Source organism: Burkholderia sp. MSh2 (assembly GCF_000731655.1).
GTDB lineage: Bacteria > Pseudomonadota > Gammaproteobacteria > Burkholderiales > Burkholderiaceae > Burkholderia > Burkholderia paludis.
Genome location: NZ_JPGM01000106.1, coordinates 1 through 17,282 on the forward strand (window position 1 = coordinate 1; position 17,282 = coordinate 17,282).

Genomic DNA, 17,282 nt, shown 5'->3' on the forward strand with positions numbered 1-17,282 from the left:
GCGAAAGACACTAGACTTCGATACACCGGCTGAGCGATTTCATCAATTCGTTGCATCGACGGGTTGAATCCGCAGCCAGAATCGGTCATTCGATGTAAGAGCCTGGATCGTCGACAATGCTATTTTCGTGGAATAGCCACACCACAGTTCGTAAAGTTGCTTAAGTCAACAGGAAAAATTGATGGGACTCGACTGGAATCCAATTGGTAGGCCAAAGGCAGGATGCAAGGACGAATTTGAACGGATTTTTTCCTTGCTTGTAGGTGGCGATGCTTCAATCGACAAGGAGCAGCTTACAAATCAATGGCTGGGAATTCAGGTATCGCCGTTCGAAACGATCAAGGCACCACAAGTCGGATTTGATCCTGGGGCCGATGCCTGGGCGCGAGATCGCTACCGGACGATCCAGCACCCGACGACTTCGGAGGCGGAGTTCATGCGCTCCATGGAAGGCTATTACGTGATTGAGTTGGCTGCCCCATGCGATGGGATCCCGGTCTATTCCAATGGCGCCTTTGGGTATGTCGAACTCTACAGTTTTCGCGCACAATTTCTGGTAGAACATTGCGGGATACTAGGAGACGACGTTACCGCCGGCCTCTACAAGTCCTGTCTTGCGAGAGATCTTGGTGTTCTGGGCGAGAGAATTCGTGACGCAGCCACATCATATGCACAACGGGAAAAGGTGTCACATGTGGAGCATGTAAAGACAGTTGACGGAATCGAGCCAGAAAGCCCGGAGTCGACCGCGCACATACTGTTTTCGGCCGCCAGGTGGTGCGAATATTGGGCTCGTCGGGAGCATGGAATGGACGCATACTGGTAAACACGAAAAAGCATGTGTTGGCATGCAATTGCTCTCCGACGTGAACGCCGTAGTGGTCAGTGTGCGATTGGGACTGACGATGGATTCAACCGGTAGTTGCATACATGATCGAAACACGCACGGTAGCTCAATGCAAAACGTAATTGCAACATTCCATATTGCAGCGGACGTTCCTGAGCCGAGGACGCGCGGAGTGCGCAGCGGGTACGCACCGCACCATAAATTCACATTCGACAATGATCTCTTCGGTGGATTTCACTCGTACGCCGATAATGAAATTCACTATCCAGGTGAAAGCTTGAGAGTCGACATCGCCTTTCCCAGTTGGGCAAGTTTTTTCCGAAAGCGTGAGAGTCGGACAACGGGTCGACGTACTTGAGCTAAGTCGACTTGTCGGCCATACGACTTGAATTAGTGCGAGATCGACACATGACTACGAATCGCACGAAAACTCGGCTAGCTGGCGAACTTAGTCGCTTCGTCCAGCAATACGCCCGCAAGGCTCAGGCCTCGGAGCCCAACGACAGGTAATACGATCGCAAGATCGAAAAGAAGATGAAACGACTCTCCCCGTCTGAACTGTCAAACCTTCTTTCCCAAGACGGTGTGTTGATGCCGCAGCAATAGCCAGTATTACATTTAACGGACGGCCTTATTACACCCAACTCCGTTCGAGATCACTTCGAGTGGCTAGGCATGGCCGATAATCAATCTCAGTGATCCATCGAACATCGGCAGCGTGCGAAGAAAGCCATACTTTGCGTCCCACGTGCCGTTTTCGAGGTCGCGGCTGAGTCGCTCTGCAAAACGCGCCTCCACGCCAGGTTCAACGAAACTCCACGCGGAATTGGCGCGCCGCGCGCCGGCTTCAAGCAACCTTTCAGGCCTCCCGTAATAGCCTTCGGCGAAGCCGTCCACGCAATTCAAGGGAATCTTCACGGACTCGACGTCCACCCGGCCGCCCAATCCATCGACGATGGACTGAATCGCCGGGTATCGCCGCGCCTCCACCGCGATCATCTCGGGCGCGTATTCCGCAAGCCAGGAGGCGCTTAGTTGTGCAGGATCGCACGTCAGGATCAACACGGGTCCGCGCGACACTCTCCGCATTTCGGCAAGTCCGGCGTTCAGGTCGGGCCACTGATGCACCGAGAACGTCGACATGCTTGCATCGAAGCTGCCATCCGCGAAAGGCAGGCTTTGCGCCACCGCATCGATGGCAATCGGGAGATACGGAGGCCGCTGGGCCCGCATCGAGGCCGAAGGTTCAACTGCCGTGACATCACGGTCAAGAGGCTCGTAGGAGCCAGCGCCGGCCCCGACATTGAGAACCGATCGGGTATCGCCGAGAGCTTTCCTGATGCAGCCATCAATATAAGGATCAGGTTGCCGGTAAAGGGTGTAGTTGGTACCTATCGATCCATAGTTGGCATCGCCCGCACTGCCGTCCTCGTGTCTGTTATCCATGTGCAGATCCTTTTCACTAGTAAACTAACGAAAGCTTGTTATTGCATAATCCTTTTGCGCAACGAACTCGGTGTCTCATACAGCCACCTTCAACGACGGAAAGACTGCTGAAGGTGTCTCTCCTGCATCGCCGATAGTTTGCGAAAACTAGAATAAGCGCACACGGTACTATTCGAACATCGAGTTTTTTTGCTCGTATCCGTCAGTTTTTTTAACGAAGGGGCAGAAACATGCGTGCTCTACCTCCGCTCTCCTTGCTGCGCGCGTTTGAAGCGACGGCCAGGCATCAATCGGTCACAAAAGCCGCGGACGAGCTGTCCAGAACGCACGGCGCGGTGAGCCGGCAGTTGAGGCTCCTTCAAGAGCATGTAGGAGCACCGCTCTTTGACAAGGAAGGAACAGGGCTAAAACTGAATCGACACGGGCAGCAACTTAACTCCGTTGTCACGTCAGTTTTCGAGCAGCTCGAACACGGCTACGCGAAGGTACGCGATCAGGTACAACGCGCAGGTTTGCACGTTGCTTGTAGCGCGACTTTCGCAATGCGTTGGCTCGTTCCCAATCTAGCGGACTTCTATCGCGAGCATCCTGATGTCCGTATCCGCCTGTCAATGACCTCGGCCCGTGAAATCCGTAACGAAGGAGCGGACCTGGTCATTGCATGGGATCTCACGTCATATCCGGAAAGCGACCTCGGTCGCGCAACGCTGCTTGCGCCAGTTACATTCGGACCCGTGTGTTCCCCTGCATATCGAGGCTCAGCCGAGACCGGCATACGCATTGCCCACGATTTCACATCAAGTGCATGGACACATTGGGACGAGCGGGCCAATTGCGGAGTCGGAACCGGAGGAGAGATATCGTTCCCGCACACGCACCTATGCATTGAAGCTGCACTCTCCGGACTCGGCGTTGCCCTCGTCGAGCGCAGACTTGTACGTAAAGAGCTCAACGAGGGGCAGCTCGTTGCGCCGTGGGGATTCGTGGAATTGCCATTTGGATTGATGGCGCTACCTGCAAACAGAACACCCCCTGCAAATCTCGATGAGTTCGTTTCGTGGCTACGTGGTCGTCTTGTGACAGGGGATCGCGCATGACGACACTTTTTATTGCATGGTCAGGTGAGAGCGAGGCTTCGCCTTGAAACGAGCCCCCGGATTCATGGCCCATATAAACGGCGTCCGCGCCCGGAAGCAACCCCGTTCTTCCCCAAAAAACGACGAACGACCGTCGTCCACCAGCGGTTAGCCTCCGCATTGCCCGTCGGCCACATCATCCGCACTCCCGATCAACCTGCCGCTGCATGCAGCCCCAACGCGGCGGCGACCTTGACGATATCCGGTAGCGGCGCTTCAGGTTCGAGCAGCGCTCTAAGCGCCATGCCCCGCAGGAGGTCGATAAAGAGCGCCACGCCTGGATCGTCCGCTTGCCGTCCGAAATGCGGCGCGACGAACCGAGCGAGACTTCGCGCATGTTCCGCGACTACCGACCGGAGTGCGGGTTCTTCGCTCACCTCGAGGATGGTCGTGAAGAAGAATCGCGCCCGCTCCCGATCGAACATGAGCTGATTCAGGAATGCGAAGAAATTCGGCGTTTCTTGCACGTCCCCATGACCGGAATGGGCATGCGCGCGCGCGTGCGACGCTTCGAACAGCGCAAAGAACAGATCGGCGCGGCGCGGGAAATAGTAGGTCAGGTGGGACTGGCGAACGCCGGCCAGTTTGGCGACGCGCGGTTGGGTCAGCGCCTGCACCCCCTGCGTCCGGATCAATTCGAACGCAGCGTCGAGAAGACGCGTGCGTATGCTGTTTTCGGGCTCCGGATCGCGTTTCCGGGACAAGTGTTCGTTCATTGCTTCGCATCCATGTGTACCAGACCCGCGAAATGCCCGAAGCGGGCCAGGACCGCAGGTGAAAGCGTGCGCTCCATCGCGGCGAGATCGTTGGCGAGCACGGTCGCTTGCGGCATGGCGAGTCCCGCCTGCACAAGCGTTGCGGTTTCTTTCAGTGCTTCGCCGCCGCACAGCATAATCGACCATTGGCCTTGCCGGCGTCGCAGGAGCGCGCGGCCGCCGGTGGCACCCTGCGCCCAGTCGGCAATCGCGGCGTCGCCACTGACGGCGATCGGGCCGACCGTCAGGGGCGCATCCGGTTTATCGAAACGATCGTGGAGCATTTGACGGATCAGGGAAACGTCGGACGCCGGGGCATGCGGTGCGTCTGCTGTCCGTGTATCTTGCAGGAATTGCCGGATCGATCGATAGACGGCATCCGGCTGGTCCAGCATGACGAAGTGCCGCGCATTCGGGACGATCACCACGCTGGCCTGGGGCGCGTTGGCCAGCATGCCCGTATAGAAGGCGCGGATGTCGGATTCGCTCGCACCCTTCCGGTAGGAATTGGCCGCCACGATCGCCAAGACCGGCGCTTTCAGCTTGACGAGGTCAGGGCGGAGATCCGCGGGCAGCATCTCGAGAACGTATTCGGCCACTGCCTTCGGATCGCTGCGTGACGCAAGCGTGGCCAGGCGGTCCGCTTCCTTCGAATCGTTCATCCGCGCTTCCAGAAAGCCCTGCATGGACGCCAGGAACGCTTGTGGCGTGCCGCCTTCGGTGAACGTGCCGGCAAGCTTTTGTGCGGCTGCGCGCCGTGTGGCGGCATCCGCGTTTGCCAGCGGCGGGAACACGGGAAAGCCTTCCATTGCGACAAGTCGCCCGACAAGGTCCGGATGCTCGGTCGCGAAACGGTACCCGATGTAGCCGCCCAGGCTGTGGCCGATCAGAACCGGGCGGTCGAGATGTTGCTGGACGATCAGGCGCGCAAGATCCGCCACGACTTTTTCGATGACCGGCGCCGACGCGGCCGGGCGTCCATCGAGGCCGGCAAGCGTTAGCGTATAGACCGGATGGGACGACGCGAATCGCCGGTCCAGCCCGCCCCAGATCCAGGGTCCCGCTCCGAGGCTGGGGATGAAGATCACCGGTGTGCCGCTGCGGCCGCCCGCGCGATCGTATTTGTCCGCTTTGATCGTGCCGACGACGAGGGTTGTCGCAGGGCCGTCGGCCGCCGCCAGTGACGTCGACGGATGGCCGAACAGAAGCGCGAACAGCATCCAGATGGCGAGCACGGCTTTCGGTACGCGGCGGGCCGCCGTGGAGCGCCTGCTTTCAGTGCAAGAACGTTTCATGCCGCGCCTCCCGCTTCGTGTCGACGAACCAGCGAAACACGGAACCCAAGTGCCTGAAAGCACGTTTCCGACGACCTATATCCCGCCTCTTTCAACAATGCCTGCCTCCGTTCCGCCGTCACGGGATGCCAGTGAGTGTCGATCCGCGCCTGTACGTCCGCGGCGTCCTCGTGATTGAGTCCGTTCGCGATCAGCCAGTGCCGATAGGCGCCGTCGGGAAGCGGGGTGGCTTCGTATTCGAAAAGCAGGCCGGGGCTGCCCGGTTTCATGCGCATCGCCATCGCGCGCAGATAGTCGAGCCGGGCTCCGTCGTCCGGGATGAAATGCCCCACCAGCAGGGAGACGGCGGCGTCATGCTGCCCCGGCGGCGCATCCTCGAGACGGCATGGATGCCATGCGACGTGATTTGCCAACGCGGCGTGCTGCACCTTTGTCCGGGCGACCCCGAGCATCGCGGCGGACGGATCGACCGCGGTGAAACGCCAGCGGCTGGCCGCCTGGCCGAGCCGAAGCAGTTCCGCGCCTGTGCCCGCCCCGCAGATGAGGATCGAAGCGTCGGTCGGGAGGAGGTCGAGCATGATTGCGCGCACGACGTCCTGGGCGAGCGCATAGCCCGGGACGAGGGTTGGAATGCGCTGGTCGTAGCTGGTTGCGGAGGTGTCGAAATCTGCCATCGAAGAAATCCTCGCGTGAGCGTTGAGAACAATGAAAACAGAGGGATAACCTGATTTGGTATGTTACCAACCAATATCGAATCGTGCGGAGGAACTTGCGAATAACCTCACGACGGGAGGGTTCAATTCGTTCGAAGTCGTCGTCGACCGACAAGGAACACGGCTTTCGCGCGATGCGTCAGTCCGTCGGGAGTCGGGGTGTTCGTGGTTCGAAGGAACGGCTGTCGAGGCGCGAGGGAGGGCCATATTGGAGCCGACCGCTCATCCGCAACTTTCCGCAAAGGCAGTTCCGCTCGACATCGAATCGCCGATCGACGCGGAACGGCTTTCAAGGACCGAATGAGACCGGATAGCGGCTGTCCAAGGGGCCCCACAATCAATCTCCCTTTGACTGAAAGGCAATTGTCGGAAAATCTGGTAACGTTGCCGTTCGCAACCGTGGGCCATGGAACAAGGGCGCGCTTGTCCTGCAGAAGCCGCCGTTAGCGCGCCGCGAAATCCGGGCGATCCGGATGAGGCCTCCGATGACGTCGAACCTTCGCGAACTCGCGATGTTCGATCTCATGATTGATAGCGAGCGCCGAGTTTGTGATCGTGCGCGGCTGCGGGTTCTGGATGTTTGTCACCGGCGCCATGTGGCGTCCAGGGCGATCGTCATGCAACAGCAGACTCGGCGGCCGGTGCAGTTCGAAATGCCTTTAGGGGGTTTTATCCAGGTCTCGCACGATTCGTGTCGCATTCGCGTTGTGCACCGCCCGGTGCGACCTATATCGCAGTGAAGGCACCAACGATGCATTATTCCGAATCATCACGATCGTGCCTGTTGAAGCTTGCTGACGGGGCATCACGAGCCAACGCGCATAAGGCGCCAAGCGTGCCGCGAAGGATATCCGGTAACGCGTCGATTAAAGGAAATGCGAGATGTCTGTTGCAATACGTTCCGCGGTCGCGGAAGACTGGCCCAAATTGCGGCAACTGTTCATGGAGGTTCGCCGGGATGCTTACCCATGGCTGGAGCCTGAAAAGATCCGGAGCGAGGATCTGGATGAACAGACGCAAGGCGAACTGCTGCTGATCGCCGAAGACGACTCCGGGCTTCCGGCGGGTTTTGTTTCGGTTTGGGAGCCGGACAACTTCATTCATCATCTGTATGTTGGGCTCGATCGCCAGCGACTCGGCGTCGGTCGCGCTCTCCTGCACGCATTGCCGGAATGGCCGACAGCACGCTATCGATTGAAGTGCCTGACTCGCAATCTGTCGGCGCTTTCGTTCTACCGAGCCTGCAACTTCATCGAAGTCGGTTCCGGAATATCGGAGGACGGGGACTACATTCTTCTGGAGTCACGCGGGGGGCCTCCAGGTGACCTGGAGAGCGACGCGCGCCATCGTCAGGCGTGAAGTGGCCGTGACGCGTTGCTCATCTCGCCGCAGCCAGCGACACCTGAAGGTTTGCCGCTTACCCGAGCAACGCCGTGCCGCCGGCACGCGTTGCCGTCAACTCGGCACCCGACCCGGCACGAAGGAATGCAATGGCCGACGCGTGGCGCTTCGCAGGAAGAAGTCGGCGCCGAATGCGACGGTTTGACGATGGATTGGTGTGCCGCGGGTTCGGCCATTCGAACGCCGCGCCTTACTCGATCGGTGGAATCGCGCCTTCCGACAGGGTTTTGATGAGCCTCATGCGACGTCGTTCGAGATCCGCGATCTGACGATCGATGGCTTCGAGGCGTCGCCGCTGGACATCGGTGATCTGGTCGCACGAACGGGCGCCTTCGATCAGAAGCATGCAGTCCGGGAAGCCGAGAATGTCGTCAATGGTGAAGCCGGTCGCGATCATGCGCTGGATCTGCCTGACCTGCGTGACCGCCTTGTCGGGGAACATCCGGTATCCATTGTTCGCGCGCACCGACGCGAGCAAGCCGTGTTCGTCGTAGTAACGGATCGATCGCACGCTTGCACCGGTACGCCGCGAAACTTCTCCGATAGTCAGCAGTTCCTTCGGGGGCATCTTGTCCATGAAAAGCAGGCTAGCACGAATCGCTTGACTCTGACATCGGTGTGAGGGTTGAGACTGGGCGGACGATTCACCTTGAGGACTCTCCGATGCCCACCCGAATGCTCAGTTATCTGCTGACCGCCGCAGTCGCGGCGGCAACGCCATGTGTGTCGATGCCCGACGCGGTCGCTGCTCCGACAAGCTATACGGTGACATCGAAGGATGGAGTAAAGCTTGCGGTTCAGGAAAGCGGCAACCCTGACGGCGCACCGGTCATTTTCATTCACGGCCTGCTTGGCAGTCGCCTGAACTGGGAAGCGCAAGTGCAAAGCGCCGACTTGCGTCCATACCGGATCATCACCTTCGATCTGCGCGGCCACGGCCTGTCGGATAAACCATCCGGCGGCGCGCCGTATCACGACGGACGCCGTTGGGCCGACGACCTCGAAGCGGTGATCGACGGCTCGCACGCGAAAAAGCCGGTCGTGGTCGGTTGGTCGCTTGGCGGCGTGGTGATATCGAACTACCTCGCGACGTACGGCGATCGCAACATCGCCGGTGCCGTGTATGTCGATGGTGTGGTCGAACTCGTGCCGGGTCAGATCGTCGAGCATCCCGAGGTCTATCGGGACATGAATGCGTCGGACCTGAAGACGCATCTCGACGGCGAGCGTGCCTTCGTCGGGCTGTGTTTCAACCATCGTCCGGATGCCGACACCTTCAGCCGATTGCTCGCCAATGCCGCGATGGCGTCGTGGGACATGCAGAGGGAAGTCCCGACGATGACGGTGTTTGCCGCCGAGGCGCTCGGCAAGACGCGCGTGCCCTTGCTGTTCCTGTACGGCGGCCGCGATGCGCTGGTCGACACGTCTGCGACGCTGGCCCGCGTGACCGCGGTGAATCCACGCATCATCAGCAAAGTTTACGCCGACGCGGGCCACGCACCGTTCATGGAGGAACCCGATCGATTCAACCGCGATCTGGCCGGGTTCGTCAGGTCGGTATCCGGGAAATGAAGCATTCCTGCACAAGGAGGCAAACGTGGAACCCGACGTCGAACGAACTGCAGCGGCGGACTTCTTTCCCGGCTTTACCCGGCTCGACATCGAAACTGACGAGGTTTCGTTTCGGGGTGTCGTCGGCGGAACGGGATCACCGGTGCTGTTGCTGCACGGCTATCCGCAGACCCACGTCGCGTGGCGACTGTTGGCGCCGGCGCTCGCCAGGTCGCACACCGTCGTCATACCGGACCTGCCGGGATACGGCGACAGCCGGACCCGCAACGATCGGCCGCGATGGACCAAACGCCGCGTGGCCGGCGCGCTCGTCACGCTGATGGATCGGCTCGGGTACGAACGGTTCGCCGTGGCCGGACATGATCGGGGCGCTCGCGCCGGATACCGGCTTGCGCTGGATCACCCTCAGCGTGTCACCGCCTATGCATCGCTGGCCGTCGTGCCCACGCTGGATGCGTTCGCGCAGGTCGACAGGACTTTTGCGTTCAATGCCTGGCACTGGTTTTTTCTGTCGCAGCCTGCGGACCTTCCGGAACGGATGCTGGCGGCCGATCCGGACGCCTACATCGACGCCGCGCTTGCGAGGATGGCGGGAGGCATTGAGCGGATCGATACATTGGCGCTGGAAGCCTATCGAACCGCATTCCGGAACCCGGACGTGCGTCACGCGATCTGCGAAGACTATCGCGCCGCCATGTCGGAGGATCTGGAACACGACGCGAGCGATTGTGCAGCGGGCCGCAAGCTTGTCTGTCCGGTGCTGGTGCTATGGAGCGACATGGAGCAAAAGGCGAGACATGTGTCGCCCGTCGATACGTGGTCGAGGTGGGCTGACAATGTGAAGGGTGGCGGACTGCCCGGTGGGCATCTGCTGCCTGAGGATGCCCCGGCCGAGGTGTTGGCCTTCCTCGAGAATTTCCTGATCTAACGGCTTTAGCGTGACAACGACGGTTTTGTCGAAGGGGGGGCGGTTATCGAGCGCTTGAATCCGCAGTCGATGCCGGACGCCGACTTCGCGCGGAAGCGCATCGTTCGATGCCCGTTACGGACGTGGCCGCACTGGTGGACGCAGGCGTTGAATTCCGGTCTCGGTCGAGACGGTGGCCGCCGGATCGTGGAGTAGTATTCCCCCATCTCCAGGTTATTGCTCGACTGCTGCGGCGTACTGCCAACCTGCTCGCTAAAGGGGTTGGGGAGCGGCTTCAACGATACGTGTGGCGACGTCGGCCGTGACGACGGCATTGATGGGAATGCATGATGTCAACCGAGTGGAAGCTTCGCGTCAGACTGTTTATCCAGCGCTTCTGGCAGCCGACCAGCGCGTGCATGACCTGCATGCCGGGGAGCTGGGGCAATATCATGAGCCTTGCCCACTGGACCATTGCATTTCATACGGGCCTGCTTACCGGACTCCTGGCCGTACTGTTGACGTTCACGCCTGCGGCGAAACTCTACGTGAATCGATACGGCAATGCGCTGGTCGTTGGCGTCCTCACGGCACTGGGCGACGCTTACTCGCACACGAGTCACTACCGTATCCCCTATGTCGAGCACATCGTGACGGGGGCAATTTCAGGTCTCTTGACGCTGGCGGCCTCATATCTCTTCGAAGACCGCGCGCGACGCCTTCGGGCGGTATGGGCTCGGGTTTTCGGATAGCGTGTCCGCAGACTGTCCGAACCCACCGGGCCAAACCGGGAGAGGTTTGCCTGCTTGGCCGCGCTTCATGATCGTGAGGTTGCGCATGGACAATGCGAGTTCGCCCTATGCGCCGATATGATTGCGGCGGAATCGACGGCATGCCCCATTCGGTAGTGGTCCGGGAGCAGAAGCGCTCGAGTGAAGACCTGCGGCTTTTCCAAAGCTGTTTTGAATCGCTGCAACGCAGGTGTTGATGCCGTCGCCCGTGCGCACGAAGATCTTGTCCGGGTTGAAGCGCGGTTAAACGATACTTGCCACGCGGCGCTCAGCTGATTCGAAGCGATGTGTGTCGTGCTTTCCGCAAAACCCGATACGACCAAGGCGATTCGATACGCGCCAAACCGCCGGCCGGCGCTTGTCTTTTACTGTAGCGGCGGGCGTTCAGAAGTCGAAACCTGATCGCCGGGCGAGCGCCGCGTGGCGTTGCCCTCGGCAGACGGAAGCCTGTTCAGCGGTGCCGACTTCGATGGCAAACGTGCCGTCACTCAGCGAGGCGATTCCGGCCGTGCGGCTGCGGGAAAACCATGTCGTCATGGAAGCCTCTCGGTCGATCGTGAATACCAATGTGAGAGAATTTTACCCACTCGTAACCGATCATCACCATCCGCCGCCTGCCGAATGACGCGGGCGTGCGCTTCAACAGGAGAATTCATGGGCTTCCTCGCTGGTAAACGCATTCTGCTGACGGGCCTGCTGTCGAACCGTTCGATCGCATACGGCATCGCCAAGGCCTGTCATCGTGAAGGCGCCGAACTCGCGTTCACCTACGTCGGCGATCGCTTCAAGGATCGCATCACCGAATTCGCCGCGGAGTTCGACAGCACGCTGGTGTTTGCGTGCGACGTCGCCGACGACGCGCAAATCGACGCGCTGTTCGCCTCGCTCGGCCAGCACTGGGACCGGCTCGACGGCCTCGTTCACTCGATCGGCTTCGCGCCGCGCGAAGCGATCGCGGGCGACTTCCTCGACGGCCTGACGCGCGAGAACTTCCGCATCGCACACGACATCTCCGCGTACAGCTTCCCCGCGCTCGCCAAGGCCGCGCTGCCGCTGCTGTCGGAAGACGCGTCGCTGCTGACGCTGTCCTACCTCGGCGCGGAGAAGGCGATTCCGAACTACAACACGATGGGCGTTGCGAAGGCCGCGCTCGAGGCCAGCGTGCGCTACCTCGCCGTGTCGCTCGGTGCCAAGGGCATCCGCGTGAACGGCATCTCGGCGGGCCCGATCAAGACGCTCGCCGCGAGCGGCATCAAGGGCTTCGGCAAGATCCTCGAATTCGTCGAGCACAATGCGCCGCTCAAGCGCAACGTGACGATCGAGCAGGTCGGCAATGCCGGCGCGTTCCTGCTGTCGGACCTCGCGAGCGGCGTGACGGCCGAGATCATGCACGTCGACAGCGGTTTCAATGCGGTTGTCGGCGGGATGGCCGGTCTCGAAGAGTAAGCGCCGCTCTCCACGCACCGTTGCTCCCGCAACGGCCTTGCCGATCGTGGAATTGCGCCAGCAGTGCTTGCTGCAACGTCAGATCGCTCGACAGGTGGACGTGTCTGCCTCGACTGTCAGCCGCGTGAACCGGTTGAGCGATACAGGCACTCCGCACCGGGCCGGCGATCAGATTCGCCCGTTGAATACCCGATGGGGAATAACCGATCCGACGTACCGGGCCGGTATCGGAATCGCTTGGCTGGCACGGCGCAACAAAGCTTGACGATCGGTACCTTCCAAAACGCGGATGAGCCTGAACGGAGTCGGGTGCCGGTAAGGTTGATTGTTATTCGGGCATGAGAGTTTGCGCTGAATACGAAGGTGCACCCTGCAGCCGCTCAAGGGGGCAGGGGCAGGCTATCGGCAACGAGCGCGCAACAACCGATCTGGCAGCAGCGCCAAAAGGAGCGCAGCGCCCTGCGGAAAGAGCGTGAAAGGCGCGTTATGGATCGAGAATGGCCTATCCAAAGGAACGCGAAACACGTACGTTAGTCCGCCATTACACGCTGGAAGTACATATCGAGAAATTCGCGGTCCGCGATCAGACCTTGGGCGTCCATGCAGTAGTCGGCCACCATGCCAGGCACGAGCCGATCGATTGCCTCGAACATGCGGCGCAATGCATCGGCATCTGCTGCGTCTGAGCTGGAAATATCGAACCAGATTTCCGTTACGAGGTCGTCTTTGACTTCCACCTTGAGATAACAATGCTGGCGCCCGAAGCACCAGGCATCTTCGTCATAGGAACCATAGGGATCTCGCTGCGCCAGATCAAACCCGGCGGAAGCTGTTGCGTAAAAGCGCTTGACCCGGGGCTGGATCGAGCTCAGAGCCGTGACGACATCAGCCAAGCGAAGCCCGGCTTGGGCGTAGTTTGTCGAAGGCTGTTGAATGATGTGCAGATCAGTCCAGCCAACTCCCGATGTCGCCTGGTTTTTTTGACTGGCATCTCGCGCCGCTTCAATATCGCTGCTTACTTCACGCAGGACAGCGACAGGGTGAAGGCTGCGTAGCCCCCAGTCGTCCTCATGGATGTGAATCAGATCAGGGGAGCCGTGACTCATTTCGTTTCGGGAGCAGTGTGTGGTTTGCCGGATTTTATACCGCAAGTGCGCATCGTCCTGCGAATATGGGTTCACCTGGTTGATCACGCGGCGTCACTGTTCGTAGAACTCCAGGCGCCCCTGAATATTCGCACCTCCATGGCGATCCCGTCCATTCACTTGTCGCGGGCCGACGTTTCAGATGTACCGCTTCGATGTCAGTCAGGCCGAGTGGACCGTTAAGCGTGAGGGCTTTGCGCAGGAAGCTGCTGGCATTGGACAATGCAAGGGGCGGCCTCGTCGGCGCGTGGTGGAAAAGCGACCTGTTCGTCCAGCACTTCGTCGTTCGACAACCTGGCGAGTGTGGTCGCCATCGCTTGATGTCCTCGTCCATCCTTGTGCTCATCGTCGTTTCGTCCATTGTCGCGTGAGCAGGTTTTCACTGGGGAAATACATTGCAATGCGCTCACATGTTCAATCTTCCCAGTAGAAGAGCGCGTCGAACTGTGTGTGTCCGCGATCATTGAGGATCGTCGGCACATACGTGCCGGGCGGCAATGAATCCGATAGTTCGATACGAGTTGCGCGAGCAAGGCCGTAGCTTTCCAGAACAGGTTGCACGTCCTTCGCCAACTGCTGGACCCCTTTGTTTTCCAGCCTGTCCAGCATGTCAAACGCCGGAAGGTAGCTTCCCTGTTCGCGAAGATGCCAATGCTTCTCTCCTTCCATGAACACGAAGTATGGGGATAGGCGACTGAGCAACACCACCAATCCGACATGGCTTTCCCAGAGAGGACGTGGTCGTGCAACGTCAAACTCCGGCGTGTCCTTGTAAAACCAGGCATCGACAAAGGATGCGTAGCCGGACCCGTAGTGTCCCCATTCAATGTGCGATCTTGCTCCCGTTGTTCGCTCGATGGCATCGCACGCGTTTCTCAGGTAATCATCGATGACTGCCTCGTCGCAAGTCACCCAAGGATGCCGGTCAGAAATAGGTTGCTGAGTCAGCAACAGCTCTATTTTCTCATTGGAGAGGAGTGGCGAGGTCGTCATAAGGCGCGCGGTACGATAGGAACATTGAGAGGCGCCCCCCCGTGAAAATCAGGGTGCGGCCGAGGAAATTGGCTGGAGCAGCGACGGATTATCTTGATAGGGGAAATTTCTGTCTTGAGTAACAATTCCTGAATTGATGGTCCGGAATGCGCTGAGCGCACCTCACTATGTCGTAGCCCGTTTTACGGGTGACTGAACGTCGATAGTTCCATTGATGAGATAATATCAAGGCGATATTTGATGGCATTGATATTTTATTGGAGTGGTTGCCATGAGCTTTTTCCGCCGTCTCGCGCTTCATCGCTTCGTGCAATCACATCCCCCGTCACGACACGTTTCTCCGGCTCCTCGCGATCTTGTGTCCGCTTATAGTGGCATCCTCCCTGCCAGTCTGCTTCAACTCTGGCGAACCAAAGGGCTTGGGCTGTATGGGAGCCTCCAACTTGCCCTGATCGATCCTGGTCAATGGCAAGCAACGCTTGATCGCTGGATTATCTCACCACCTGGTTCCGTGCGACGTATTCCCATCGCGCTGCTCCCGTTCGGGACACTGCTTTACTATCGAAAACTGACCGCGATAGATGAGGACGTCGCATATATCGATCCTGTATCGAAGCAAACAGGGGATTTGGCCTGGAGCCTCGATGATTGCTTCAACAAGATCTTGTGCGAACCGGCCTCGCTGCACTCGATCGTTTCTCCGGTACTGATACGGTCCGCACGAGAGACATGCCAAACGCTGGAACCAGGGGAAGTCTATGAAGTCGAGCAGGTATCGCTGTCCATGCAGATGCTGAGAATCGAAAAAGTCAATGCGCTCGAATTGCACCGTCGGCTTCGCGACGCCGTTGAATTGCACTCATCTGCAGCCAAACGTCCCGCGACCGTACTTGACGCACTGCCTGACGAATATCGTAGCCGGTTCGAGGAGATGGTCAGCGAACGTGATCTTGTCGGCTTGTATCTGTCCTCGTACCTGGACTGGCATCGATTGCTTGCCTTGCAATCGAATGGTCTATACGACCTGCTGCTCTGGGAAATTCAAGACAAGACTTTCGCGCGCGTCAACGTGCGCACCTATAGCGGCGTCTACACGACCCAACGCAGTTCCGATGGCGATGATGGCGTTACGCTCGATATTGCTCTGGAGCACAACTCGTCCGGCGGTGACGCCGACGACGACCAGCTAATCGCGATGTATTCGAACGGGACAACTTTCCTGCTTCGCGCCAACGAACTGGAGGATATGGCAACCGCGATAGGTGGTCGCAACCTGATGGGGCGCAGCGAGTCCTACTTTCGGAAAGTGACGTTAAGCGACGCATTCGTTGAAGAGCAGGCCGATGGACGTGTTGCGCCACCGTTCGACGATTTTCCGAAAGCGCTGCAGGCATTGATCCATGTCGAACCGTTACGAGCGACCATCACGCACGTCGACATACCGAATCCGGATGAAGAAGAGGAAGGGGAGGGGGCCGTCATGTGCACGCTGGATCTCGGATCGGAGGACGGATTGCGCATGAACATGCCGCTCTATTCTCCCGAGCACTCCGGGCGCAATCTCGAAGGCTGGGTTTGGCGGATGACCCCTCATGCCTGCGGCGCCGGTGTTTCCTATCGGCGAGGCGTCGACGGCACCATCGAGAACGGCCCGAAGGTTGGAGATGTTTTGGTGACGCGCGCTCCTGGCTGGCAAACATGATGCGGATATCCGTCTGCTGAGCAATGTGGCCGCCCACGCACCGGCGGCCTGCTCGATCAACTGCAGGGATGCCGGCGTCAGGCCGAGTTCGCCGTACTTTGGCGTGGGCGCCTGCAGATACGACATCGGCATGGCATCTCCTCCCGGTGGCGTGCGCTCGACCTGGGCATCGTGTGTGGTGTGCGGCGGGTCGCAGCATTCTATGCGTACCGTCTACGGAGAAAGGGGACATCCCACGCAGCGACCAGCGTCGCCCCCTTCACGCGTGACTCAATCCTGCAGCACCTGCGGGGTACAGCCAATCATTGATGGGTGCAATCGATTCAACCGTCGCCCGCATCGCCGAGGGCAACGTCGGCCTTCTGCTTTCTGCCGATCCGGCAGGTGACGTTTCATCGCGCGCCCTGCGAGGCCGACTCAAGTTGCGCTCCACTCGTCATCGATCATTCCGCCCCGAGCGTCAGCCACGTGGATGAAGCCTTTGAGGTCTGTAACCAGCCAGAATGCCTGGGTAATACCCCCGGCCAGTAAGCGGGATCGGAAGTAGAATTTCCAGCAAAGGGAGTTCTACGCAATGAAGAAGTCGAAGTTCACGGATAGCCAGATCATGGATGCGCTCAAGCGGGCGGAGTCCGGGCTGGCGGTGCCGGAGATTTGTCGGGAGCTGGGTATCAGCACGGCGACCTTTTACAACTGGCGCGGCAAGTACGGCGGCATGGACGTGTCGCTGATGGCTCGCATGAAGGAACTGGAGGCGGAGAACGCACGACTGCGCAAGATGTACGTCGAAGAGAAGATCAAGGCGGAGATCGTCGCAGAGGCGCTGGCAAAAAAAGACTGAGGCCATCTTCTCGCCGCGAGATGGCCAGGGACGCAGTAGCACGCCGGGGGGTGTCGATCCGGCTTGCATGCGAGGCATTTGGCGTAAGCCAGACGTGCTACCGCTATGAGCGAAAGCGCAATGCAGAGAACGAACAGATCGCCGACTGGTTGCTGAGACTGACCGACAACCACCGTAACTGGGGATTCGGGCTGTGTTTCCTGTACCTGCGCAACGTGAAGGGCTTCGGGTGGAATCATAAGAGGATCTACCGCATCTATCGCGAGCTCGAGCTGAATCTCCGCATCAAACC

15 protein-coding genes and 2 pseudogenes are annotated in these 17,282 nt (G+C 59.4%); 10 read left to right on the plus strand and 7 right to left on the minus strand.

Going from position 1 to position 17,282, the window contains the following annotated elements; genetic code table 11:
* Positions 1–181 precede the first annotated feature (181 nt).
* Positions 182–826, plus strand: coding sequence for a hypothetical protein (locus tag GQ57_RS42685; protein ID WP_152601663.1), 645 nt, complete (start codon positions 182–184; stop codon positions 824–826).
* A gap of 690 nt (positions 827–1,516) precedes the next feature.
* Here the strand turns inward: GQ57_RS42685 and GQ57_RS36565 are convergent.
* A complete protein-coding gene (locus GQ57_RS36565; RefSeq protein WP_034200452.1) occupies positions 1,517–2,293 on the minus strand; it encodes a class I SAM-dependent methyltransferase in 777 nt (258 codons plus the stop codon).
* A 230-nt stretch (positions 2,294–2,523) separates the two neighbouring features.
* Here GQ57_RS36565 and GQ57_RS40940 point away from each other — a divergent pair, with 230 nt between their 5' ends.
* A complete protein-coding gene (locus GQ57_RS40940) occupies positions 2,524–3,390 on the plus strand; it encodes a LysR substrate-binding domain-containing protein (protein ID WP_081896868.1) in 867 nt (288 codons plus the stop codon).
* Positions 3,391–3,581: 191 nt separating this feature from the next.
* On the opposite strand, the gene GQ57_RS36570 is transcribed toward GQ57_RS40940, so the two are convergent.
* The 3 genes from GQ57_RS36570 to GQ57_RS36580 are packed head-to-tail and all read right to left on the minus strand — an operon-like array spanning position 3,582 to position 6,153.
* Complete coding sequence (locus tag GQ57_RS36570) at positions 3,582–4,145, minus strand: TetR/AcrR family transcriptional regulator (protein ID WP_052001616.1); 564 nt, start codon at positions 4,143–4,145, stop codon at positions 3,582–3,584.
* A complete protein-coding gene (locus tag GQ57_RS36575; RefSeq protein WP_034200453.1) occupies positions 4,142–5,419 on the minus strand; it encodes a copper uptake system-associated protein in 1,278 nt (425 codons plus the stop codon). The genes GQ57_RS36570 and GQ57_RS36575 overlap by 4 nt, the downstream gene beginning before the upstream one ends.
* Before the next feature lie 56 nt (positions 5,420–5,475).
* On the minus strand, positions 5,476–6,153 hold the full coding sequence (locus tag GQ57_RS36580; RefSeq protein ID WP_034200454.1) for a class I SAM-dependent methyltransferase: 678 nt from the start codon (positions 6,151–6,153) through the stop codon (positions 5,476–5,478).
* 921 nt (positions 6,154–7,074) lie between these two features.
* On the opposite strand from GQ57_RS36580, the gene GQ57_RS40950 reads away from it, so the two are divergent.
* Positions 7,075–7,551, plus strand: a complete 477-nt coding sequence (locus GQ57_RS40950) for a GNAT family N-acetyltransferase (RefSeq protein ID WP_081896870.1) — start codon at positions 7,075–7,077, stop codon at positions 7,549–7,551.
* A 232-nt stretch (positions 7,552–7,783) separates the two neighbouring features.
* On the opposite strand, the gene GQ57_RS36590 is transcribed toward GQ57_RS40950, so the two are convergent.
* Complete coding sequence (locus tag GQ57_RS36590) at positions 7,784–8,170, minus strand: MerR family transcriptional regulator (RefSeq protein WP_031397915.1); 387 nt, start codon at positions 8,168–8,170, stop codon at positions 7,784–7,786.
* An 86-nt stretch (positions 8,171–8,256) separates the two neighbouring features.
* Between GQ57_RS36590 and GQ57_RS36595 the strand changes: the two genes are divergently transcribed.
* The 5 genes and pseudogenes from GQ57_RS36595 (at position 8,257) to fabI (ending at position 12,309) form a co-directional block, all read left to right on the plus strand.
* Positions 8,257–9,165, plus strand: coding sequence for an alpha/beta fold hydrolase (locus GQ57_RS36595; RefSeq protein WP_031397914.1), 909 nt, complete (start codon positions 8,257–8,259; stop codon positions 9,163–9,165).
* 25 nt (positions 9,166–9,190) lie between these two features.
* Positions 9,191–10,093 carry an alpha/beta fold hydrolase gene (locus GQ57_RS36600; protein WP_034200456.1) on the plus strand — a complete coding sequence of 301 codons (903 nt, stop codon included), beginning with the start codon at positions 9,191–9,193 and terminating at the stop codon, positions 10,091–10,093.
* Positions 10,094–10,422: 329 nt separating this feature from the next.
* Positions 10,423–10,824 carry a hypothetical protein gene (locus GQ57_RS36605; protein ID WP_031397912.1) on the plus strand — a complete coding sequence of 134 codons (402 nt, stop codon included), beginning with the start codon at positions 10,423–10,425 and terminating at the stop codon, positions 10,822–10,824.
* A 315-nt stretch (positions 10,825–11,139) separates the two neighbouring features.
* A pseudogene (locus GQ57_RS40955) lies at positions 11,140–11,376 on the plus strand (IS66 family transposase); the annotation flags it as partial.
* A gap of 141 nt (positions 11,377–11,517) precedes the next feature.
* Positions 11,518–12,309 (plus strand): enoyl-ACP reductase FabI, encoded by a 792-nt coding sequence (fabI, locus tag GQ57_RS36610; protein ID WP_034200457.1) that lies wholly within the window; start codon positions 11,518–11,520, stop codon positions 12,307–12,309.
* A 530-nt stretch (positions 12,310–12,839) separates the two neighbouring features.
* Here the strand turns inward: fabI and GQ57_RS42695 are convergent.
* Both GQ57_RS42695 and GQ57_RS36625 read right to left on the minus strand, forming a co-directional pair.
* Positions 12,840–13,415 carry a hypothetical protein gene (locus GQ57_RS42695; RefSeq protein ID WP_152603457.1) on the minus strand — a complete coding sequence of 192 codons (576 nt, stop codon included), beginning with the start codon at positions 13,413–13,415 and terminating at the stop codon, positions 12,840–12,842.
* A 453-nt stretch (positions 13,416–13,868) separates the two neighbouring features.
* Complete coding sequence (locus GQ57_RS36625; protein WP_034200458.1) at positions 13,869–14,447, minus strand: hypothetical protein; 579 nt, start codon at positions 14,445–14,447, stop codon at positions 13,869–13,871.
* A gap of 271 nt (positions 14,448–14,718) precedes the next feature.
* On the opposite strand from GQ57_RS36625, the gene GQ57_RS36630 reads away from it, so the two are divergent.
* Both GQ57_RS36630 and GQ57_RS40960 read left to right on the plus strand, forming a co-directional pair.
* The gene (locus GQ57_RS36630; RefSeq protein ID WP_034200459.1) at positions 14,719–16,149 is read left to right on the plus strand and encodes a GAD-like domain-containing protein; all 1,431 of its coding nucleotides are present in this window, start codon (positions 14,719–14,721) and stop codon (positions 16,147–16,149) included.
* Positions 16,150–16,723: 574 nt separating this feature from the next.
* Positions 16,724–17,282, plus strand: a pseudogene (locus GQ57_RS40960) (transposase); the annotation flags it as partial.